Here is a 22398-nt window from a genome sequence, read left to right on the forward strand (position 1 = left end):
GGGGCGGACGAGCTAGTTCCGCGCGATCTGGGGCAGCGCCCTGATGGGGTCCTCCGGGCCGATGTCGTACGTGCACTCGCCCGGCCTGGGGTCCGGGACGAACGCCCACAGCATGGCCCCTGCCGCACCCATTGCCTCGTAGTCGTCGATGCGCTCCCCGATGAGGACCGCACGATCCTCGAGGGCCAGGCAGGACCCCGCGGCGATCCCGAGCTCGGTGACCACCAGCGGCTTGTCGGTCTGCGCGAGGCGCAGTGGCAAGAATCCCGCGTTGTCGTAGTCGTGATACTGGAGCACGTCGACGTACGGGGATTCGGCGATGAGTCTGTACCCATCGGCCACCAGCCCGCACTGGTCCCCGCCCAGGAGGCCGGCGGTGATGAGTCGGCCGGGGTCGCGGTCCCGGATCAGCTGCCCGACCTCGTCGGTCCACTCACGCAGAACCTGCGCGGAGTCCGCCGGGCAGGTCCGGTACTGCCAGTGGCAGTCGGCCGTTCCGCATACCGCGGTCTCGGGCTCGCCGATCGGCTCCCAGGCCGCGATCACCGGCGAGCCCGACCACCGTTCGACCGCGGTCGTGACCCAGTCTCGGTAGCTCAGTGGCATCGCCGTGGGTTGTTCCCAGCCGTCCAGGTACCAGTCGCGGTCCTTGTACTGCTCGTCCTCGCAGGCGCCGTCCTGGCCCACGAGAACTGGGATCACCATCTGATCGTGGCGCTCCGCGGCGGCGAAGACCGCGTCGATCGGGGCGAAGTCCAGGGCCCCGGTGAACTTGTTCACGGCGAGCTGTTGAAAGACGTTGAATCGCGTGGCGGCACCGTCCGGAAGTGAACCGAAGTACGCGTCGAGGTCGACCATCGCGCCGCATCCCCGGTTGACGCTCCAGTCCGTGGCCAGCTGGTAGGCGTTGAGCCCTGTCGGCCACCAGGGTTGGCCGTCGAGGTGGAGTTCTCCTCCGGAGACCGTCGCGCGATGCGGCTGCGCCTGCGATCGTGAATCCGGCGGCGCCGCGCAGGCCAGCGTCAAGACGAGCACCAGCACCCCGACGATGGCAGAGTTCTTCATGAGCTGACAATAGTCGACGGTTCCCGGACCACCACCGGATCCCGGCGACGGTGTCCGGCGCGGTTCCGGCCGTCCGCGCGGCCCTTTCCAGCCGGTGCGCGGCGCGCCGCGGACTACTCGTACACCCGCCACAGCCGCCAGGTCGGGCGGTCACTACCGGAGTTGACCACCTCGAACTCCAGGCTGCCCAGCTGGGCCCCGTTCTCGTGGACGGTCGGATAGCGGAGGTTGAGCGCGTCGGAGGTGCCACGCCCCTCGGCGGGCACCGTCAGCAGGAACTGGACACCGTTGGCCGCCGGGTCGTTGAGGATCTCGACGAAGTCGCGATCCGAGGGGATGACGAACTGTTCGGGCCTGGTGGTGGAGGCGATGATCGGGAAGCCGTGGACCGTGTCCATGATGACCGCCCCCTCGGGCAGGTCGAGGGAGTCCAGGTAGTCGGCGAGTCGTCGTTCGGTGTCGAACGATGCGACGATCGCCTCCTGCTGCATCCTGAGCTCCGGGGGCCTGTTCCCCGACTCGGGCAGGATCACCGCGTGTAGCGCGTGCTGCTCCTGGGACAGTGTCGGGGAGGCCATGGCCACTGCACTGAACGGGACTCCCGCCGCGAGGAGGATGAGCATTCCCGTCGGGACGAGGCGCCCGCCCGCGAGCCGGTCCTGTGTTCTCGCGGTCGCCCGGGGGCCGGGCCGCCGGGTGGTCATGACACCCCCGCGCGGGACGCAGAACACCGCCAGCACGACGATCAGGGGTATCGCGCTGATATAGAACCGCAGGAACGGGAACGTCATGCCGCGCAGGTAGGTGAACACCGCGAAGCCCAGCACCGCCACGAGGACCACCGCGGCCAGCGGTTCAGGATCCCGGCGGCGCACCGACAGCACCACGCACACCAGCAGGACCACACCGAGTGCCGGGGCGAGCGCGACGATCTCGGCCGCCGAGAACCCGAGGGCCGAGAGCCCCCCGGTGGAACCCCCTCCGGACTGCTCGAGGATCGCGGCGTTGCCGTAGCGCGAGGAGAACTGCGCGAGCGCACTGCCGGTCACCAGCCAGCTGGTCGCCGCCCACACGAGGAACGCCAGTGCGGTGGGCGCGGCGAGGATCACGCCGTCGAGGATCGCCGTCTCGGTCCTGCGGCTGCGCCGGTATGACACCACCACGACGACGAGGGTTGCAGCGCCCGAGGCGGCCAGTGCGTCGTAGCGGGCCAGGTAGGACATCCCCAGCGCGAAGCCGGCCACCATCAGATCGTGGACGTCGTCCGTGGTCATCCACCGGACGAGGCGGCGCACGGCCCACACCACGAAGAAGACGAACAGGGCCTCGCTCATGCCGTTCGCCCCGTAGTACACGATCATCGGATGCAATCCGAAGACCAGGGTGACCCCCCAGGTGAACCAGGCCGGGCACTGGCGTTCCCCCGCGAGTGCGTGGATCTGGGTGACCGCGGCCGCCATCGCCGGCGCGCTCACCGCCACCGCGGTCAGGCTCCATCTGGTGAGACCCGGGAACCACCCGGACAGACTGACGAGCGGGAGCTGGGCGAGCGCGGTGAGCGGGGTGAAGATGAAGCCGATGGCCGCCAGATGCGGGTCTCTGGACAGCAGCGCGGCCCGCGTGTCGGCCACGCGACTCAACGCGTCGCCCTGCAGGTAGTTGGCACCGAGGGAGAGGTAGAGCCCCACCGCCAGGTACAGCAGCGTGAACGCGCAGAAGACGGCGACGGGACGGGATCTCACGAGGCCGGTCCCAGCGTGATGCCGACCAGCGGTCGATTCATGACGCCGACCCGCGTCATGACGCCAACCCGTGCACGGTCTTCTCCCAGTAGGAGGGGTTGGCGAAGAGCTGATAGGTCCCCTTGATCGCGGCGATCGACATGAGCACCCAGTAGAGCGGGACGGTCAGGCACGCCCACCACAGCGCCGCGTTGCCGGTCTCCCGGCAGGCGATGAAGTTCGAGTAGAGGATGGTCGAGTTGCCGAGCACCAGGCAGATCAACGCGGGGAAGTACACGTAGGCGGGGAAGACCTGCTCGATGACGGCCGGTTGGCCGAGTATCCAGGACAGGGTCACGAGCCAGAACACCATGTTGAGGCAGGCGATCACGGGGGTCCCGGCCAGCAGGGTCGTGAAGCGGAACATGCTCACCGTGCCGAGGGTGCGCCACAGCGTGACCGGATGACGCATGTGCACCAGCCAGGTCTGCAGGTACCCCTTGTACCAGCGAGAACGCTGCCTTATCCAGTTGATCGGGTCAGGGTTGGCCTCCTCCAGGGTGGTGGAGTCCAGCACGGCCGTCCGGTGTCCGCGGGCGGCGATCCGCACACCCAGGTCGGCGTCCTCGGTGACGTTGTACGGATCCCACGCGCCGATCTCGGACAGCACGTCGGCCTTGATGTGGTTCGACGTGCCCCCCAGCGGGATGGGCGAGCTGGACTTCATCAGACCGGGTAGGAGGAAGTTAAACCACAGCGCGTAGTCGGCGGTGAACCACGCCGTGAGCATGTTCTGCGACCCGTTGTGGAATGCGAGCTTGGCCTGGACGCACACCACCTCGTCGTCGAGATCGGCGAAGGCCACCGCCACGCGCCGGAGTTGGAGGGGATCGGGGCGGTCCTCGGCGTCGAAGATCGTGATGATCTCCCCGGTGGCGTAGTGCAACGCGTAGTTGCACGCCTTGGGCTTGGTGCGGGGATCGGCCGGGGGGATCCGCAGGATCCGGCACACCTCGCCCAGACCGGCGGCCTCCGCCGCGTCGATCGTCACGTCGTCGTCGGCCTCGAGCAGCAACAACACCTCCAGCTTGTCGGCCGGGTAGTCGATGGAGCTCACGGCGTCGATGAGGTCGCCGATCACCTCCGGCTCGTTGTAGGCGGGCACCAGCACCGAGTACGTGGGCAGGTCGGAGTCCGGCACGGCCAGGGCGCGGTCGTCCTCCACGTGCAGGATCGACTCCCGCGCCAACCCGCGGCCGAGGAGGAGGAGCCGGTCGGCGAGCGTGATGAGGTAGACGGCGGTGCTCACCGCCGTCAACGCGATGAGGGTCGGGGTGGTGGCCACGACCAGGGCGAGGACCACCACGGCGACCCCGGTGAGTCCTGCCCACTTCTGCCACGGCACGAACGGCACCGCCGCCGAGGCGGACGGGTCGCGTTCGAACAATCCGTGCACGGCGTCGTGGAGGGCCGCCTCGCTGCGAATGTCGTCCGGGTCGGCGGTCTCGGGGGTCGCCGGCTCCGGATCTACCCGTCCGTCCACTGCGCCTCCACGAGGTCGGTCGCGAGCTCGGTCAGCATATCGAGATCCTTCTCCTGCGAATTGGTGTCGGTGACCGCACCCGCTCCGCGCAGCGACAGGCTGAGCAGGCGCGAGAACGACCGCGAGCCGGGAACGGCCGGCGGGAACTCGGCGTCGAACTCGTGGTTGTCCACGGTGATGAGCGTGACACGTTGGATCCTGTCCCCCGCCCGTGTCCAGACGAACGACATCACGCTCCAGGTGAGGAGGTTCTCGTCGTCGATCACCGTCCGGTACCGCGCGGAGACGCCCCGGTTGAGTGGTACCGGCCGGGGCGGACTGATCCGTGCCGAACTGAGATCGAACATCATCTCCAACGGGAACACCTCGAGAACCCCCGGATCACCGACGGTCAACGTCTGCACCGCCGCCACCCTGGGGCGCAGGAGCTCGTCCCAGTCGGCCCGGACGCGCGTCGCCCTGATCATCTGACGCTCCAGAGTGGCTGACGGCCCGAACATCCGCTCGGCCCACGGGTAGTCGATCCTGTCGACCTCCTCCCATCCCGCGGGGAGGATCTGACCTGCCCCGTTCAGGGCACCGGGCCCCGGGGACAGTCGTTCATCGATCCCCGCCGGCAGCGGCGCGAGGGAGAGGAGCACGGCCACGACGATCACCAGAGGTGCGCTGCGCCAGGCCTCACGTGGAGAGACCACCAACGAGGGCAGGGGTGAACCACCCGACCGCCGGTCCTCCGCCGCACCGGCCCCGCGGAGGCGGCGGAGTGCCGGCGGCCCGAGGATCGCCAGCGGCCCCACGGACACCACCAGCACCATGACCACCGCCTCCGCCCCCCAGCCTCCACCCAAGGCGAACACCGCCAGGCGCAACGCACCCGGAGTCGCGACGGTGAGGAGCAGCCAGGACGGCCAGTACCGGAAGGTGCGGCGCGTCCCGAAGAAGAACACCGATCCACCCAGGAGGAACATCCAGGCGGCGATGAAGTCCAGGTGCAACAGCACATAGGTCTCCGTGTACCGGGGCAGCACGAGCCACTCGATCATCAGCGCGATGGCCAGGACGATCGTCCCCGCGATCTTGTCGCTCTGCCGGTCGTGGATCGGCAACTCCGGGCGCCGCCTCAGGTGCAAGGCCACGGCGGTGAGCACGGCGCCGACGGGGGCGGCGAGGAACACCTCGCTTCCGGAGCCTGCCGTCACCTCCCCTGCGATCCTCGCCCACGTCCGCCAGAACCCGGCGGCGGCGAGCACGACGAGCAGCGCCCACCTCGCGACGTGATCCGCTCCCTCGCCGAGAGCCCCGGGGAGAGCCTGGGCGGGCTTCACCGCCGCGGGCGGACCCGACGGCGACGAGAGGCCGCCCAGACGAGCCCGGCGACCGCCGCCCCCGCCAGCGTGATCACCAGACCGACGAGCAGGGCGGTGCGGACACCGTCGGTTCCCTCCTCCTCCTGACTCGCGTCCCCATCGATCGCCTCGACCGTGGACAGTTCGATCGGCTCCCTGTCCGGCGCGGTGAACAGGACGTTGCCGGCCAACATCGACCATCGACCCGGCTCGTCGTCCAACCACTCCAGCGTGCGGTCGAGCTCCGCCGAACCCGAACTGGACGAGGCCACCAGGAGCGCTCGGTCACCGTCCTGGACCACCTGCATCGACGCGAAGTCGACGTCCTCGTAGAACCGCAACGTCGCGGGCTGATCGTCCTGTGCTCCCACCACCTCCAGTGTGCGACCGCCGGTCAGAGTCAGGGGCAGGTCGACATCGGACGGGGCGGACCCGGACGTCACCAGTAATCCGGGGACGTTGCCGTCCAGGAGGGTCTCCGGGCTCACCCATTCGGGCAGCAGCGGCGTGGCGGACAGCGCCTGTAGTTCGGCGAGGATCCGCACGGCCCGCGCGGTGTCCTCCAGCGATCCGCTGCCGGTGGCCACCTGCAGACGGGGTAGGAGCGCCTGCGGGAGGGACCCGAACCCAGCCGGCGCCGGTGAGGCGGGTTCGGACAGACGGACCCGGGTCGCTCCGTCGATGATCAGGGTCAACGGTTGCAGGACTCCACAGGCCGCGCCCGCGCCGGAGGTCTGGAGGGAGACGGTGATGTCGGTGTACCGGTTCAGCGCACCGGCGGGAACGGTCACCGTGCGGTCGATGATCCCGGACTGATCGGCGGTCCACGACTCCAGCACGGTCTGACCGGCCGACACCACGATCAGCCCGCTGCGGTCGGACGGTGGCGGCGAATAGGACCCGACCAGATCTACGGTCACGTCCCCGGTCACCTGCCCGAGGCTGGTCTGGTCGAGCCCGAAGCTGGCCGAGACCGACCCCACCGACCGCGCGGACCGCGAACCCGGTCCGAGCTCGTCGAGGGTCGCCTCGGTCACCAGGGCGCGGGGCGCCGGGAGAGGCGTATCGAGGGTGGCCGAACCCGCGACGGCCAGCGACCACAGGTCGCTCGTCACCGACCGCATCTGGCGCCCCAGGGCGGCGGAGTCGCCTGTGACCACCACGGTGGGGACGGCGTCGTCGGTCAGGTCGATCAGGGAATCGTCGGCTTCACGGATCTCCGCCCGACGGGTGAAGGGCGAGGCATCCGGAGCCCTGGACCCCGACGCAGGGAGCACCTCGATCTCCAGACCCGTCCGCCCGAACCTCGACGACGCGAGGAGCGCCAACTGGGCAGCGGCCTCCGACTCGGCGCGGGTCGGCTCGTCCGGGAGGTAGATCTCCACGCGTTCCAGGACCGGGGGGACGAAGTCGGCCAGCACCCGGGGCGCCTCGGGCTCGCCGGCGAAGTCCACCTCGGTGTCACGCAGCTCCAGAGACCGGTCGCCCCAGTCCGGACAGGCCTCCCCGCGGGAGTGCAGGACGGTCCGCAGGGTGAGGTTCAGTACGCCGTTGCGCACCCGCCCGCGATCGAGCGGAATGGTGAGACGCTCGAACTCGGCGTCCGATCTCAGTTCCTCCCGGGCCAGTAGCAGGCCACCTGACCACGCCTCGAGATGCCCCCGGTCGAGGTCCACCGGGAGCTGCACCGTCGTGCTCATCGTCCTGGGACTCAGACCCTCGGGGACCGGGATCGGGACCGCGACCTCGGCGCTCCGATCAGGAAACCGGAGCACCTGCGCGACCCCGAGTCTGGGTCCGTCTATGACGGTCTGGGCACCGGCCGGGGTCGGGGCGGCGAGGGCGACGGCGAGCAGGAGGCAGGCGGAAACACGAAGTGCGGGGGGCGCGGACACGGCTCATGACCCTACCGGGCGCCCGGGCTCGTGACCTGGGATCCGGCCGAGCCGTACACCCACTCTCTGCTCTCAGAGGCGGTAGGCCGCAGGGACGATCAGCGAGGGTCGGCGGGTGCGCCCCCCTCGACGCCCGCACGGTCCGTGCCCTCGTCGGCCAGCTGGTCGGGCTCGGGATGATCGGTGTCGAAGGTCTCGGGCAGGTTCTTGATGTGCTTGTTCATGTTGCGGATCAGCAGCACGGTGGCCACCAGCAGCAGCAGGACCACCGGGATCCCGATCGGCGAGGCCTTGCCGAACTCCGGCCCCATCGGGTGGTCGTTGTACCCCGGGGTGCCCGGCGACTGGTGCTGTGCGAAGACCATCACCGCCTGGTGCGCCAGGATCTGGACGTCCGGTCCCAGAGTGATCATCGCGGGTCCTTCGCTGTGCTCGGTCCGACCGGCAGCGGGACGTACGGGTCGACGCCCTCGAACAGGTCTGACTCGTATTCTCCCTCAGCTCGCGCCGGTATGGCCACCCGGCTTGCCGCGAGTTCGAACTCCTCGGTGGGCCAGACACGCTGCTGCATCTCCACCGGGGCGGCGAAGAACCAGCCGTTGGGGTCGATCTGCGTGGCGTGGGCCAGCAGCGCGGAGTTGCGTTGCTCGAAGTAGTCGGCGCATTCCACCCGGGTGGTCACCCGTTCCATGATGTCGGGTCGGTCGCCCCAGCGGGAGAGGAACTCGGCGAAGTGCCGGACGCCGTCGCGCGCGAACAACTCCTCGTCGAGCAGTTCCAGGCGGCTCTTGGGGAAACCGTGGGTGTAATAGACCTTGGCGATCGCCCACGGTTCGCCGGTCCCCGGATAGCGGGCGGGGTCCGCGGCGGCCTCGTAGGCGGCCATCGACGCCGAGTGCACCTTGAGGTGATCTGGATGCGGGTACCCGCCGTTCTCGTCGTAGGTGATCATCACGTGCGGGCGGAACTCCCGGATCCGGGCGACCAGGGAGCGGGTGACCTCGTCGTCGTCGGCAAGGGCGAAACATCCGGGAGGCAACGGCGGCAACGGGTCACCCTCGGGCAGACCCGAGTCCTCGTAGCCCAGCCAGTGGTGCTCGACGCCGAGGATGTCGGCCGCGCGGGCCATCTCCCGGCGTCGCACTCGAACGAGGTCGGCCACGACGTCGGGGCGGTCCATCGCAGGGTTGAGGATGCTGCCCCGTTCCCCGCCGGTGCACGTCTCCACCAGCACGGTGACGCCCTGGGCCACGTACTTGGCCATGGTCGCGGAGCCCTTGGACGCCTCGTCGTCGGGGTGGGCGTGCACCGCCATCAGCCGGAGACCGGCCATCGTCGCACCTGCCGTTCTTCAGAGCTCGGGGATCGGGGATGACCCATTCTGATCGTGAGGGGCCATTCTATGGACACACCGGGCACCGGTGCCCCCGGGGAGGCCGGTCGCCCGCCCCCGGATACCCTGGGGACCATGAGTGAGCCGAGGTCGGACGTGGCGCCGCAGGCGGCAGGGACCCCGCCGGCCGGGCGGTACGACGACTCCGGATCCGGCGTGACGGGCAAGGTGGTCGCGGGATTCCTGGTCCTGCTCGTGGGAGCCCTCGTGGTGGCCGGCGCCGTCGCCGGGTACCGGCTCAGCTCCACCCCCACGATCTCCGCCGAGGTGATCGGCGTGACGGTCGTCGACGACGGTCGGACCGACGTGGTGATGACCGTCACCCGCGACGACCCCAGGACGGCCGCGTACTGCATCGTCCGCGCCCAGGACCAGACCAAGGGCGAGGTCGGCCGGCGGGAGGTCTACGTGCCCCCGTCCGCGAACAGCGTGATCCAGGTCGACATGTCCATCGCGACCTCGGCCCGCGCGTTCGTGGCCGACGCCTACGGCTGCGGCGACGACATCCCGGACTACCTGCGCAGGTAGGGCTTCTCCGGCCCCGCAGCAGGTCACCGCTGTGTTAGCATCGTCCTATCAGCACGGCTCCTTTCGCGGGGCCGTGTTTTTCGTACAGCAGCACACACACGAACAGATTGGAGTGCGCTCTCATGGCGAACGACACCCAGGGCTACTGGTTGACCCAGGATTCGTACGACCGCCTCATGGCCGAGAAGGAGGCGCTGATCGCCAACCGCCCGGTCATCGCCGCCGAGATCAACGAGCGGCGGGAGGAGGGCGACCTCAAGGAGAACGCCGGGTACCACGCCGCACGCGAGCAGCAGGGCCAGGAGGAGGCCCGGATCCGGCAGCTCGACGATCTGCTGGCCACCGCCCAGGTCGGCGAGACCCCCACGGAGACCGGCGTCGCGCTGGTGGGCTCCGTCGTCCGCGCGTACTACAACGGGGACGAGGACACCAAGGAGACGTTCCTCGTGGGCACCCGCGGTGAGGGCTCGGGCAAGGACGACCTCGAGATCTACTCCCCCGACTCCCCCCTGGGCCGCGCGATCCTGGGCGCGAAGGTCGGCGAGAGCCGCGAGTACACGACCCCCAACGGCAAGTCCGTCTCCGTGACGATCGTGACCGCGGAGCCGTACCAGAGCTGACCGGCCACGACGGGCCCGGTGGTAGGTTCTTGACGTCCATCGGGCCCGGGTCGACCAGCCCGTTCCCGCGCCGGCGTAGCAGGAGTCCCACGTGACAGACGGTTCCCATGACAGGCCTCTGGGCCCCGCACCGAAGATCGAGGCGGCGGCCGAGCAGGTCCTGGGACCGGCGCTGCGCACCGGGCAGTCACCGTTCGACGACGAGCTCTACACCTGGACGCCCGAGGTCGCGGAGGAGCTGGTCCGGCGCCTGGACGGTGACGCCGACGAGCACACCGACGAGGACTCCGGGGGCTCCACCCGCTCCCCCGTGATGCAGGCGCTCCACGACCAGTTGGAGGGCGCCCCGCGTCCGGTGGTGCTGCTGGCCGCCGAGCTCCTGTACATCCAGCAGCTGCCCCTGTCCACGGTCACCGCGCGCCTCAAGCGGGGGCGGATCCGGGACGTCCTGTCCTGGGTGGACGACGCTCCGGAGATCCCCAGGGCCCTCGACGAGGCGCTCGGCGAGAAGGGCCCGCTCACCGGTGGCCTGGGGTTCAACGTCCAGATGCGCGAACATCTGCGGTGGTTGTGCACGTTCATCATTCACTGGGCCGAGTTGGAGTCGGCCGAGCGGGACGCGGCGCTCACGGACCCGTGGGAGTTCCAGCGCGCCGCCCGCTCGACGCCCGGGGACTGGCGGGCCATCCGCTACAGCCTGCAGTATCTCGCCTGGCCCGGGTACTTCCAGCCGGTCGTCAAGCACGAGCACAAGACCCGGATCCGCGACGCCTTCGCCGAGCTGATCGGCGGGCCGTCCGGGATCGACGAGCTCGACATCGACCAGGACCTGCACCGCATCGCCGAGACCCTCACCGCCCAACTCGGGCAACCCGTCGACTGGTACCGCGGCGCGATCGCCAACCAGTGGCAGCGCCACCGCGACGACCACTCCCGCCGCGCGTGGCTGGTCCGGCCCGGACGTGGCGGCGTCGGCCAGGCCGGGCAGTGGGTCGCGCAGAACCGGATCGCGCTGCCCGCCTCACACCTGCCCCGCATCCCCGCGCACGCCAGTCGGCTCGAGGTGTCCCAGGCCGTCGAGCAGGGCTATCCGCACCTGGACTACCAGGCGCGGTTCCAGCTCACGGCCGAGCTGCACACCTTCCTGTCCCGGATGAGCCCCCAGGACGTGGTGGCCACGGTCGCCGACGCCAAACTGCACCTGGGCACCCTCACCGACGACCTGGGCTACGTCGACGACGGTGGCCAGCAACTCGAGCGCTCGGTGAGGTGGCACTCGGTCACGCTCGACCTGGACACCCTCCCCAGCCCGCTCTCCGAGTTGATCGGGGAGCCCGGCACGGTCGTGGACCTCACCGACGGCCTGGACGCCCTGCTCGCCGCCATGCACCCCGGCCGGCACTCCGCCGAGTCCCAGGTGGCCGAGGCCCCGGGCGCGGGAACGGTTCCCACCCTCCCCGACATCACCGACGAGCTCGCCGACAGCCTGCACATGCCGCGCAGGGAGCTGCAGGAGATCGTGGACACCCTGCAGGAGCGGCAACAGATCGTCTTCTACGGGCCCCCCGGCACCGGCAAGACCTACCTCGCGCAGGAACTCGCCCGCTTCCTCGCCGGCGCCGACGACCCGAGCCGCGTGCAGCTCGTCCAGTTCCACCCCAGCTACGCCTACGAGGACTTCTTCGAGGGCTACCGTCCCACCCTCACCGAATCGGGCCAGCCCGGCTTCGCCCTTCAGGCCGGCCCGCTGCGCCGCCAGGCCGCGCGCGCGACGTCGGATTCCGGCCGGGAGCACCCGAGTTTCCTCATCATCGACGAGATGAACCGGGCCGACCTGGCGCGGGTGTTCGGCGAGATGTACTTCCTGCTCGAGTACCGCGACCGCACGGTCCTGCCCCAGTACAGTCCCGACACCTCGTTCCGGCTGCCGCGCAACCTGTTCATCATCGGCACCATGAACACCGCCGACCGGTCGATCGCCATGGTCGACGCGGCGATCCGGCGGCGGTTCGCGTTCATGGAACTCCACCCGGACACCCCGCCCGTCGCGGGGGTGCTGCGGCGGCACCTCGAGGCCCGCGGCGAGACCACCGAGCCCGCCGACCTGCTGGAGGCGCTCAACTCGGAGATCGACGACTCGGACCGCGACCTGCGCATCGGTCCGTCGTACTTCATGAAGGACCGGGCCACCGACCCAGGCGGGCTCGAGGCGATCTGGCGGTACGACCTGCTCCCGCTGCTCGAGGAGCACTACTACGGGCGCCTGTCGCGAGCCGAGGTCCACGAGCGCTTCGGGCTCGCCACACTGCGTCGGAAGATCGGCCGGGCGTGACCTCCCCCTCGGCGGGCTCCGCGGCGTCGGAGACCATCGAGTTCGACGAGTTCGACAGACGCGGCCGGCTCGTCACCCTGAGCTGGGAGGGCGCTCAGCACCTGTCGCAGACCGGGTTGGTCGAGGTACTGCCCGCCGGCCGCGACACCTGGCGGCTGATCCCGTGCGGCAGCGTCGGCTCGGTCCGCGTCGAGGGCCTGGCCGTGAGAGTCCTGCCCGCGGCCAACCTCGGCCTGACGCAGTTGTTCTTCCTGCTCGACCACGCGGCCGAGTCGGCGTTCCTCCCGTCCGCCGTCCAGGCGAGGGACGACGACGAGCTGTGGGTCTCCGTGGCCGAATCCATGGCCGCGTTGGCGCATCAGGCCCTGTCGTCGGGGCTGCTGCGCGGGTACCGCAGGGTCGACGAGGCACTGACCACCGTGCGCGGACGGATCCGCCTTGGGGACCAGATCCGCCGCCACCCGGGAATGACCATCCCCCTGGAGGTCACCTACTCGGAGTTCACCCCGGACATCGCCGAGAACCGCATCCTGCGCACGGCCGCGCACCGTCTGCAGTTCCTGCCCGACCTGCCCGACGCCACCCGGCGACGGTTGGCGATGGTGGACGCGCGGCTCGCGGACGCCACGCTCATCGGCCAGGGCGCCCCGGTCCCCGCCTGGACGCGGACCCGTCTCAACGCCCGGTTCCAGAACGCGCTCGCCCTGGCCGACCGGATCGTGCGCCGCATCTCCGTCGAGGTGGAGGACGGTCACGCGGCGTCGGCCGCGTTCGTCACCGAGATGCCGGAGCTGTTCGAGCGTTTCGTCGAGGCCGAACTGACCGCGGCCCTCGACGGCTGTGGGGGCCGGGTGCTGCACAACCCGGTCGTCCACCTCGACTCCGGGATCGAGGAGAGCACGCCGGAGGGGCGCTCCGGGGTCGAGGGCGGATCCGGAGAGGACTCCGCCGATGGGCGCGGTCGCCACAGCGCTCCCGAGTCGGAAGGCGACCACATCTCGGTGCGGACCGGGCTGGTGTACGAGGTCGAGGGCCGACCCGTCACCACCTTCGTCCCCACGTATCCCACCGACCGCCGGGCCCGCGCCGCCGAGCACTACCGCCTGCTCGCGGCCTGCACCGCACTCGGGGTGGACCGTGCCTTCCTCGTCTATCCGGCCCAGCGCCGCGACGACGCACCGCAACCGCGGCGGATAGTGCACACCGATATCTCGATCGTCGAGTACCCGGTCGATCTCTCGATGGGGCCCGCCGAGGCGCGCAGGACTATCGTCGAACTGTCACAGCAGGCCCGCGAGCTCGCGGCACGCGGCACCGCACGCCACCGCACCGGAGGGAGACGCCACGCCAGATGACCGACGCAGATGATCCGGCGCGCAAGATCGTCGTCAACCTCGCTCTGGTGGCCGTGGGCACGGTCGGCGCCTACCGGGGCGCGTACGAACTCCTGGCCCAGCAGGCCAGAACCGCCCGGCGGGTGATCCCCAAACCCACCTCCCGCCCCTTCGACGGCGACGGCCTCTATCGCCCCGGGGCCGTCACCGCCGAGCCGTGGCGCCCCGGCATGACGTGCGATGTCCACATGGTGATCTTCGGCGACTCGCTCGCGGCCGGCCTGGGCGCGGATTCCCCCGGCGAGCTGCCCGGCGTCCTCCTCGCCCGCGGCTTGGCGGAGGAGGCGGGGTGGAACGTGCGGTTGAGCATCAAGGCGATCGTCGGTGCCACCTCCAAAGGTCTCGCGGGCCAGGTCGAGGCCATGCAGATCGCACACGGCGATCCCGACATCTCGGTGATCCTCATCGGCGGCAACGACATCACGGCCCGCAACGCGATCGGCCCGTCGGCGCGACGGGTGGGTGAGGCCGTCGAGGCGCTGCGAGGGGGCGGGTCCCACGTGGTGGTGGGCACCTGCCCCGACCTCGGGACCATCAAGCCCGTCCCGCAACCATTGCGATCGGTCATGGCCACCCTCAGCCGGCGCCTGGCCGCGGCTCAGGCGGTCCAGGTCCGCCGGGCGGGCGGGGTGCCGGTCTCGCTGGCCGAGGCGCTGGCCCCGGAGTTTCACAAACGCGGTGAGAGCCTGTTCTCGCCCGACCGCTTCCACCCCAACTCCGCCGGCTACGAACTCGCCGCCGGGCTGCTGCTGCCCGCCGTGTGCGTGGCGCTCGGGGTGTGGGACGAGGTCCCGGAGGAGCAGGTACCCCACGACGCCGACGAGGCCGCCGAGTCGCTGGAGGCCGCGGAGAGCGCCGCCGACGACGCGGAGACCGCCGCCGCGTCGGACGCACTCGACCCGGACCACACACAGCGCGAGTCGGTCGTGGCCAGGCTGACCAAGCGCCTGACCGACTTCGTCCGGACCCACGAGGACGCGGACGACGCCGACGAGAACACGTACCTGCATAATGAGGACGTGGACGGCGACCCAGAGAGCACTGGCGATGCCCGCGAGGCTGCGGACACCCTCCGCCGCCGGAGCCGGATCCTGCGCCTGGCCCGCCCCTCGCGGGACCAGTCGGACCCCGGTCACCCGACCGACCACACATAGCACTCAACTGCAACGAAGGAGCTTTCCATGCCGGAAGCCGTGATCGTCTCGTACGCCCGCTCCCCCATCGGGCGCGCCAACAAGGGGTCCCTCGTGGGCATCCGCTCCGATGACCTCACCGCCCAGATGGTCAAGGCCGCGCTGGACAAGGTGCCGTCGCTCGATCCCACCCAGATCGACGATCTCATGCTGGGCTGTGGCCTGCCGGGCGGTGAGCAGGGCTTCAACATGGGCCGCGTCGTCTCCGTGCTCGCCGGCCTGGACACCGTCCCCGGCACCACGGTCAACCGCTACTGCTCCTCCTCGCTGCAGACCACCCGCATGGCGCTGCACGCGATCAAGGCCGGCGAGGGCGACGTGTTCATCTCCGCCGGTGTCGAGACCGTGACCAACTTCGCCAAGGGCACCTCCGACCACTGGCCGGACACCCACAACCCGATCTTCGCCGACGCCGAGGCCCTGACCGGCACCCGCGCCGAGGGCGGCGCCCCCACGTGGACCGATCCGCGTGAGAACAACCAGTTGCCCGACGTCTACATCCCCATGGGCCAGACGGCGGAGAACGTCGCGCAGATCACCGGCATCACCCGCGAGGAGCAGGACCACTGGGGCGTGCGGTCGCAGAACCGCGCGGTCGCCGCCGTCGAGAACGGCCACTTCGCCAACGAGATCACCCCGGTCACCATGCCCGACGGCACCGTGGTCTCCACCGACGACGGCCCGCGGCCCGGCACCACCTACGAGAAGATCTCGCAGCTCAAGCCGGTGTTCCGCCCCGACGGCACCATCGCCGCCGGCAACTGCTGCCCGCTCAACGACGGCGCCGCCGCACTCGTCATCATGAGCGACACCAAGGCCAAGGAGCTCGGCCTCACCCCGCTCGCGCGCGTGGTGTCCACCGGCGTCTCGGGCCTGTCCCCCGAGATCATGGGCCTGGGCCCGGTCGAGGCCGTCAAGAACGCGCTGCGGATCGCAGGCAAGTCGATCTCCGACATCGACCTGTTCGAGATCAACGAGGCCTTCGCCGTTCAGGTGCTCGGCTCCGCCCGTGAGCTCGGCATCGAGGAGGACAAGCTGAACATCAACGGTGGCGCGATCGCGCTGGGCCACCCGTTCGGCATGACCGGCGCCCGCATCACCGCCTCGCTCATCAACAACCTGCAGGCGGCGGACAAGCAGTTCGGCGTGGAGACCATGTGCGTCGGCGGTGGCCAGGGCATGGCGATGGTGCTCGAGCGCCTCAGCTGATCCTCGGCCGCGCCGCCTGAGCTCGCGCGCCCCGGGCCCACCCGGCCCGGCCTGGTATCGACAAGAGCGTTCCGGACACGTTTCCCTGGGGGTACGTGTCCGGAACGCTCTTCTCGTCGGGTGGGCCCCCCCGCGCGTCGTTAGGTGGGCGCGCCTCCTCGGGTTCCGCGTTCTCTCTGCCCGCCTCGGACCCACTTGCGAGTCGTGATTGGTCCATTCCGGACGCGTAACCCGGACCAAGGGGCCGCCGCCCGCCCCGCTCCGCGCTGTTCGCCAGCGCCTCATCACCTCAGCGCCACATCACCTCAGCGCCTCATCACCTCAGCGCCACATCCCTCACCGCCGCCCCGCTCCAGCACCCTGCGCCCGAAACGCCGACGCCACCCAGATGCCCACCTCGGGTTCTAGGGATCGTTGCAACACGATGGATTCCTAGGTTGAGGCTAGTAGGTCTCGCATCCGTTCGGCGGGGGTCTCGAAGTTGAGGGTCTTGCGGGGGCGGGCGTTGAGCTCCTGGGCGACGTGCTCGAGATCCTCGGGGCCGAAGACGCTCAGGTCGGTTCCCTTGGGGAAGTACTGGCGCAGCAGCCCGTTGGTGTTCTCGTTCGATCCCCGCTGCCAGGGGCTGGCCGGGTCGCAGAAGTACACCGGGCAGCCGGTGGCGATCGAGAACGACTTGTGACCGGCCATCTCGCAGCCCTGGTCCCAGGTCAGCGATCCGCGCAGGTGCTCGGGCAGGGTCGAGATGACCTTGACGAGCTGGTCTCGGACGGCCTCGGCGGTGTGGCCATCTGGCAGGTGCACGAGCATGACGTAGCGGGTGCTGCGCTCGACCAGGGTGCCGATCGCCGAGGCGTTCCCGGCGCCCAGGATTAGATCTCCCTCCCAGTGGCCGGGCACCGCCCGGTCCTCGACCTCGGCGGGCCGGTCGGAGATCATCACCATCTCATCGACGAACCTGCTGCGCCGCTGATCAGGGCGCTTGCGAGGGATCCGCCTGGCACGACCGGTCCGGAGAGCTGCCTGGACCTGCCGCTTGAGGCCACCGCGGGATTGCAGGTACAGGGCTTGGTAGATCGTCTCGACGCACACCCATATAGCCTGATCGTCGGGGAACTGCCGGCGCAACGCTCCGGCAATCTGCTCGGGCGAGTGCCGTAGCGACAACCGCTCCTGGATGAACGCCGCCAGAGCCGGGTTGGCGGCGATCTTGGCGACCTTGGGCCGGAACCGTCGCAGCACGCTGCGCCGGTGGGCCTGATGTGGCTCGTAGCGGCCCTCATTGCTGCTGTTACGTGCGATCTCGCGAGAGACCGTACCGGGACTGCGGCCTACCTGGCGGGCGATCTCGCGGATGCCCTTGCCCGCCCGGCGCAGGTCGGCGATCTTCTCCCGCTCGAGTACTGACAGGTAACGGCTCGAGATGACCTTCTCGACCCGCTCGACAGGCACGATTTCCACCGGCACCGCCTGGCGGCCCGGGACGCACTCCAAGACACTCATCAGACGGTTATAGAGGCCGACGTCCGGGCCGGCGGGGACAAACGCCGATCGTGGCTGACCATTGCGTTTGGTCACGCCCTTATCCCAGTCCAGCGCCGTTTCGACGCTGATCCCCACCGCCTTGGCCGCCCCACGACGATCCATCGACCGGGCCCGCAAGAGCAGGTACTCGCACCGCCTGGTCGTCGACTTGCGGGTAACGCCATCGCAGTGGCGAACCCACAACCCGGCGGCCATCCCGACCCGGTACACCACCGACGAGCCGACCCCGACGGCACGAGCGACGTCCATCGGCTCCATCCCCGACGCCAACGCCGCCCTGATCGTCGCTCGCTCGTCACCAGTTGAATGCCGCTTCGTCGACACCGGCCACTTGCGCGAGTGCGCCAACGCAAGCGCCCGCCCGTAATGCACCCCGACCCGGCCGGCCGCCGCACGAACCGAAAGCCCGCCACAAACCAGCGACTCCAGCTCCGACTCCTGCACCGGCGAGATCTCCCACACAGAGCCCTCAGCAGCCACAACGCAACACCTCGATCACACTCAGGTGTTGCAACGACTCCTAGAATTCGCCCACACCCCGGAAATGACTGCGGCCCCGGCTCCCGTGTCAGGAGCCGGGGCCGCAGGCGCTACCGCTCGCGCTGATCAGTCGCGGAAGTAGCTCATCAGGCGCAGGATCTCGATGTACAGCCAGACCAGGGTGACGGTCAGGCCGAGCGCGACGCCCCACGCCATCTTGTTGGGGGCACCCGCACGAACGAGGCGGTCGGCGTTGTCGAAGTCGAGCAGGAAGCTGAACGCGGCGAGGCCGATGCACAGGAGACAGAAGGCGATCGCGATCGGGCCACCGTTGTAGAGCGGGTTCGAGCCGCCGGTGAAGAAGCTGAGCACGATGCTGCCGAGCGCCGCGAACAGCACGCCCACGATGGCGGCAGTGAGGAAGCGCGTGAACTTGGGGGTCACGCGAACGGCGCCGGTCTTGTAGACGAACAGCATGCCCACGAACACACCGATGGTGCCGAGGATCGCGGCGCCGACCGCACCGAGGACGCCACCGCCCTGGATGTCGGCGGTGAACAGGTACGTGGCCGCGCCGACGAACAACCCCTCGAGCGCACCGTAGGTCAGGGTGATCGGAGCGGAGTCCATCTTCCGGCCGAAGGTGGCGATGAGCACCACGACGAGGCCACCGATACCGCCGACGAGCAGCAACGGGAAGAGCAGACCGGGGTTGACGCTGATCATGTAGAACGCGATCACGCCCACGATGCTGAGCAGACCCAGCGTCATGGCGGTCTTGGTGACGACGTCGTCGATCGTCATGGGCCGCGTGTCCGCCTCGAACTGCGGATGGGCCTGGGGCGCACCGTACCCGGCCTGGGCACCGAAGCCCTGGTGGCCGTACTGGCCCTGCTGGAAGGTGGCACGGCCCGCGCCACCGAGGTGGGTGGCGCCACGCGCGCTGTCCTGGGACAGAGAGCTGAAGACCGGATTGCTACTGCTGCGCATCGAGGTCCCTTCGGATTGTCGGGGAAGGTCGTGTAGCGAGAGTCCCCGCCGGGTCACCGACGAATCACTCGTACTGGGTCAACGCGTGGGCGCACCTGAGTGTTCCCCGCATTGATTCTTATCTTGCCTGACCGGTGGACCACTCGACGCAACCGTCAGTTATCGATATGTCGTTGACATTCTTGAGAATGGCGCGGATACTTCAAGACAGACGGGGGCCAACCAGGCACCCCAGATCGGAAGGAGTCGCGATGAACATCGACGACACATACGGGCCGGGCGACTTCGGCCCGTCGGCGACACCGGGCCGGGGCGGACATCCCCGGCGAGGCGGCCGCCCCGGCCGTCAGCACGGACACCACAGGGGCCGTCGTCACGAGCACGGTGGCGGCGCGGCGCCGTTCGGCCCGGGAGGGCCCGGCACGCCGTTCGGTCCTGGTGGCCCGTTCGGTCCGGGCGGACCGTTCGGACCCGGTGGTCCCTTCGGCCCGGGAGGGGCCTTCGGCGCGTTCGATGACGGTCCCGGGATGCGGCGCGGGCACCAGCGGCGACGCCGGCGAGGTGATGTCCGGCACGGCGTGCTCCTGCTCCTGGCGGAGGGGCCCCAGAACGGATACGGGATCATCCGCGAACTGGCCGAGCGCAGCGGGGGCACCTGGCGGCCGAGCTCGGGTGCGGTCTACCCGGCACTCTCGCTGTTGGAGGACGAGGGCCTCATCGGTCCCGCCGAGGACGCCGGGCCCAAGCACTACCAGCTCACCGACGCCGGGCGGGCGGAGGTCGAACAGCTCGCGGACCGCCCGGCCCCGTGGGACGACGCCACCGAGGAGGCCGCTTCCCGCCTGGGCGGGGACGCCGACCTCTGGAAGGCCTTCGGCGAGGCCGCCATGGCCGTGCGGGCGGTCGTCCAGACCGGCGACCCGGCCGCCGCAGAGGCGGCCACCCGGGAACTGGTCGCCCTGCGTAAACGCCTCTACGGGCTCCTCGCCGAGGCCGGGGACTGACGCGGGTGTCGGGCCCCGGGCGTCCGAACCCGGGGCCCGACCGGTATCAGACCAGGGCGACCTTGTGATCCCACGAGCGGGCGGTGCGCCACAGGCAGTACACCGCCAGCACTGCCGACGCGGCCAGGAAGCCGACGGGCATGACGTCGTTCTGGGCGGCCGCGCCCGCGGCCAGCTCGCCGAGAACGTCGACGCGCACGAACTCGAGGGTGTTGCCGGCGCCCATCGCGACGCCGAACGGCAGCGCGATCATCGCCAGCAGCGACAGCACCTGAGTGGCCACGTAGATCACGACGAACACCACGACCGGCCCACCGGCGCCCAGAGCCGCCAGTCGCCGCTCGTGCCCCACCGAGACCGCGAAGTAGTAGTAGACCGGCCAGATCAGGAACGAGGAGAGGCCCACGATGAGCCCGGCGGCGATCATCCAGGGCGGCGCGGCCGTGGTCACCGTGGTCCAGGTGTCGGACAGGACTGACGACGACGGCGAGGTGATCCCCGAATGCAACGCGGCCGCCCACCAGGCGAGCAGCGCGAGCCCGGCGGTGAGGACGAGCGCGGCCAGCGAGGCGATCATCGCCCACGCCAACCTGACCCAGAAAATGGTCGAGCCGCGGACGGGGATGGAGTGGGTGAAGTACCCGGTGCGGCCGTACCCGGTACGCCAGTAATCGGCGGCGAGGGTCAACTGGACAGCCGGGACCGCCACGATCGCGGCCAACACGCCCAGGGCCATCCCGAACTGGGAGAGAAGGGGCCATCCGGCGGCCCCGAGCAGACTGCCCAGGACTCCGATCAGGGTGATCATGCCGAGAGTCGTCCCGAGCGCCCCACGCGTACGCAACCATTCGTGCTTGAGCAGTGTCGTCGTCATCGGTAGGTCTCCCTGAAGATCTGATCGAGGCTGGCGGAGTGCTGGCCGCGGAGGTCGTCGGCGTCGCCCTGCAGCAGGACGCGGCCGTGGCGCATCATCACCGCGGCGTCGAGGATGGGCTCCAGGTCGTGCACCAGGTGCGTGGAGATCAGGAGCAGTGAGTCCTCGGAGAGGTTGCGGAGGATTCCGTCGAGGATGAGCTGACGTGCGGCCGGGTCGACGCCGGAGATGGGTTCGTCCAGCAGGAACACCTTCGCGTCACGGGACATGGCCAGCGCGATCTGGACCTTCTCGCGCATGCCCTTGCTCATCTCCTTGAGCCGGGCGGTTTCGCTCAGACCGAAGAACCCGATCAGGTCTCGGGCCTTCTCGGTGCGGAAATCGGAGAAGAAGTCGGCGTAGAGCTCCAGGCAGTAGGTCACCCGTGCGGAATCGGGGAGGAAGCTGGTGTCGGGCAGGAAGGAGACGATCGCTTTGGACTCGGGTCCGGGGGCGTGGCCGTCGATCCGCACGCTGCCGGAGTATCCCGAGAGCACGCCGGCGAGGATCTTGAGGAGGGTCGTCTTACCGCAGCCGTTCTCCCCGAGCAGTCCCACGATCCGGCCCGGAGCCAGGCGGAGGTCGAGCGCGTCCAACGCGGTCGTGGAGCCGTAACTCATGCGCAGCCCCGAGGCCTCGACGAGGGGAGGCGCGGCGTTCCCGGCGATGCTCACGTCAGGCACCTCCGTCGTGCGCATGGGCAGTGGTGTGGTCATGGTCGTCCCATCTGTTGTCCAGTAGTGCTCGGGCCTTGTCCTGCGTCATCCCCAGGCCGCGGACCCGACGGATGAACTCGTGGGCGGCGCCGGAGGCGAGGTCGGCACGGACCTCGTCGATGCGGGCGTCGTCGGAGGTGACGTATCGCCCGCTGGCCCTCTCGGATCGGCACAGCTCGAGCCGTTCCAACTCGGCCAGTGCCCGCTGTGCGGTGTTGGGGTTGACGCCCAGGTCGGACGCCAGTTCGCGGACCCCGGGCATCCTCGCGCCCGCCGCCCACTCCCCGGTCACGATGCGCCGCGAGAACTCCTCGACGAGCTGCACCCAGATCGGAGAGGCGGTGTCGAACTGCATCGAGCCCCCGTCCGTGTCGCTGTATTAGGTGCTTAATACAGTGACACTCATCGACGAGGGAGTCAAGACAAGGCTGGTCGCGCGTTCATTGTCTATACCCCCTAGGGTATGTATGCTGGCTGTCGAGGCCCGAGCGAGCCGACCGTTCGCCTGGAG

General features: G+C 69.7%; 19 protein-coding genes. 7 read left to right on the forward strand and 12 right to left on the reverse strand.

Translation table 11 applies throughout. The annotated features are described in order from the left end of the window. Positions 1–12: 12 nt before the first annotated feature. The 7 genes from CT688_RS10480 to mca all read right to left on the reverse strand — a co-directional run bounded on the left by CT688_RS10480 (position 13) and on the right by mca (position 8903). Positions 13–1065 (reverse strand): beta-mannosidase, encoded by a 1053-nt coding sequence (locus CT688_RS10480; protein WP_107756852.1) that lies wholly within the window; start codon positions 1063–1065, stop codon positions 13–15. A 113-nt stretch (positions 1066–1178) separates the two neighbouring features. Further along, entirely contained in the window at positions 1179–2807 is a 1629-nt protein-coding gene (locus CT688_RS10485) for a glycosyltransferase family 39 protein (RefSeq protein ID WP_107756853.1), read from the reverse strand. A gap of 55 nt (positions 2808–2862) precedes the next feature. Beyond that, entirely contained in the window at positions 2863–4329 is a 1467-nt protein-coding gene (locus CT688_RS10490; RefSeq protein WP_370446304.1) for a glycosyltransferase, read from the reverse strand. Then, positions 4314–5654: a hypothetical protein gene (locus tag CT688_RS10495; RefSeq protein ID WP_107756854.1), complete on the reverse strand. Its 1341-nt coding sequence runs from the start codon at positions 5652–5654 to the stop codon at positions 4314–4316. The genes CT688_RS10490 and CT688_RS10495 overlap by 16 nt, the downstream gene beginning before the upstream one ends. Next, entirely contained in the window at positions 5651–7570 is a 1920-nt protein-coding gene (locus tag CT688_RS10500; protein ID WP_107756855.1) for a hypothetical protein, read from the reverse strand. Before CT688_RS10500 ends, CT688_RS10495 begins: the two co-directional genes overlap by 4 nt. A gap of 98 nt (positions 7571–7668) precedes the next feature. Beyond that, a complete protein-coding gene (locus tag CT688_RS10505; protein ID WP_107758150.1) occupies positions 7669–7935 on the reverse strand; it encodes a hypothetical protein in 267 nt (88 codons plus the stop codon). A 44-nt stretch (positions 7936–7979) separates the two neighbouring features. Continuing rightward, a complete protein-coding gene (gene mca / locus CT688_RS10510) occupies positions 7980–8903 on the reverse strand; it encodes a mycothiol conjugate amidase Mca (RefSeq protein ID WP_107756856.1) in 924 nt (307 codons plus the stop codon). Between the two features lie 135 nt (positions 8904–9038). Here mca and CT688_RS10515 point away from each other — a divergent pair, with 135 nt between their 5' ends. The 6 genes from CT688_RS10515 to CT688_RS10540 all read left to right on the forward strand — a co-directional run bounded on the left by CT688_RS10515 (position 9039) and on the right by CT688_RS10540 (position 16239). Continuing rightward, positions 9039–9491: a DUF4307 domain-containing protein gene (locus CT688_RS10515; protein WP_107758151.1), complete on the forward strand. Its 453-nt coding sequence runs from the start codon at positions 9039–9041 to the stop codon at positions 9489–9491. 122 nt (positions 9492–9613) lie between these two features. Beyond that, positions 9614–10111 carry a transcription elongation factor GreA gene (gene greA / locus CT688_RS10520; RefSeq protein ID WP_017835774.1) on the forward strand — a complete coding sequence of 166 codons (498 nt, stop codon included), beginning with the start codon at positions 9614–9616 and terminating at the stop codon, positions 10109–10111. Between the two features lie 91 nt (positions 10112–10202). Then, positions 10203–12443: an AAA family ATPase gene (locus tag CT688_RS10525; RefSeq protein ID WP_197431407.1), complete on the forward strand. Its 2241-nt coding sequence runs from the start codon at positions 10203–10205 to the stop codon at positions 12441–12443. Next, on the forward strand, positions 12440–13798 hold the full coding sequence (locus CT688_RS10530; RefSeq protein WP_107756857.1) for an McrC family protein: 1359 nt from the start codon (positions 12440–12442) through the stop codon (positions 13796–13798). The genes CT688_RS10525 and CT688_RS10530 overlap by 4 nt, the downstream gene beginning before the upstream one ends. Continuing rightward, positions 13795–14991, forward strand: coding sequence for an SGNH/GDSL hydrolase family protein (locus CT688_RS10535; protein WP_107756858.1), 1197 nt, complete (start codon positions 13795–13797; stop codon positions 14989–14991). Before CT688_RS10530 ends, CT688_RS10535 begins: the two co-directional genes overlap by 4 nt. Before the next feature lie 27 nt (positions 14992–15018). Continuing rightward, a complete protein-coding gene (locus CT688_RS10540) occupies positions 15019–16239 on the forward strand; it encodes an acetyl-CoA C-acetyltransferase (protein WP_107756859.1) in 1221 nt (406 codons plus the stop codon). Between the two features lie 432 nt (positions 16240–16671). Here CT688_RS10540 and CT688_RS10545 read toward each other — a convergent pair whose 3' ends face one another. Together CT688_RS10545 and CT688_RS10550 are read right to left on the reverse strand one after the other, a co-directional pair. Then, the gene (locus CT688_RS10545; protein WP_107757906.1) at positions 16672–17886 is read right to left on the reverse strand and encodes an IS30 family transposase; all 1215 of its coding nucleotides are present in this window, start codon (positions 17884–17886) and stop codon (positions 16672–16674) included. Between the two features lie 504 nt (positions 17887–18390). After that, positions 18391–19254 carry a Bax inhibitor-1/YccA family protein gene (locus CT688_RS10550; RefSeq protein ID WP_107756860.1) on the reverse strand — a complete coding sequence of 288 codons (864 nt, stop codon included), beginning with the start codon at positions 19252–19254 and terminating at the stop codon, positions 18391–18393. A gap of 251 nt (positions 19255–19505) precedes the next feature. On the opposite strand from CT688_RS10550, the gene CT688_RS10555 reads away from it, so the two are divergent. Continuing rightward, complete coding sequence (locus CT688_RS10555; protein WP_197431408.1) at positions 19506–20258, forward strand: PadR family transcriptional regulator; 753 nt, start codon at positions 19506–19508, stop codon at positions 20256–20258. A 46-nt stretch (positions 20259–20304) separates the two neighbouring features. Here the strand turns inward: CT688_RS10555 and CT688_RS10560 are convergent, their stop codons facing one another. Genes CT688_RS10560 through CT688_RS10570 form a run of 3 tightly spaced genes read right to left on the reverse strand, consistent with a single transcriptional unit; the run spans position 20305 to position 22242 of the window. Then, complete coding sequence (locus CT688_RS10560) at positions 20305–21132, reverse strand: hypothetical protein (protein WP_107756861.1); 828 nt, start codon at positions 21130–21132, stop codon at positions 20305–20307. Further along, the gene (locus CT688_RS10565) at positions 21129–21887 is read right to left on the reverse strand and encodes an ABC transporter ATP-binding protein (protein ID WP_231750291.1); all 759 of its coding nucleotides are present in this window, start codon (positions 21885–21887) and stop codon (positions 21129–21131) included. Before CT688_RS10565 ends, CT688_RS10560 begins: the two co-directional genes overlap by 4 nt. Beyond that, a complete protein-coding gene (locus tag CT688_RS10570; protein ID WP_107756863.1) occupies positions 21847–22242 on the reverse strand; it encodes a GntR family transcriptional regulator in 396 nt (131 codons plus the stop codon). Before CT688_RS10570 ends, CT688_RS10565 begins: the two co-directional genes overlap by 41 nt. Positions 22243–22398 lie beyond the last annotated feature (156 nt).

This window comes from Dietzia sp. JS16-p6b, assembly GCF_003052165.1.
Classification (GTDB): domain Bacteria; phylum Actinomycetota; class Actinomycetes; order Mycobacteriales; family Mycobacteriaceae; genus Dietzia.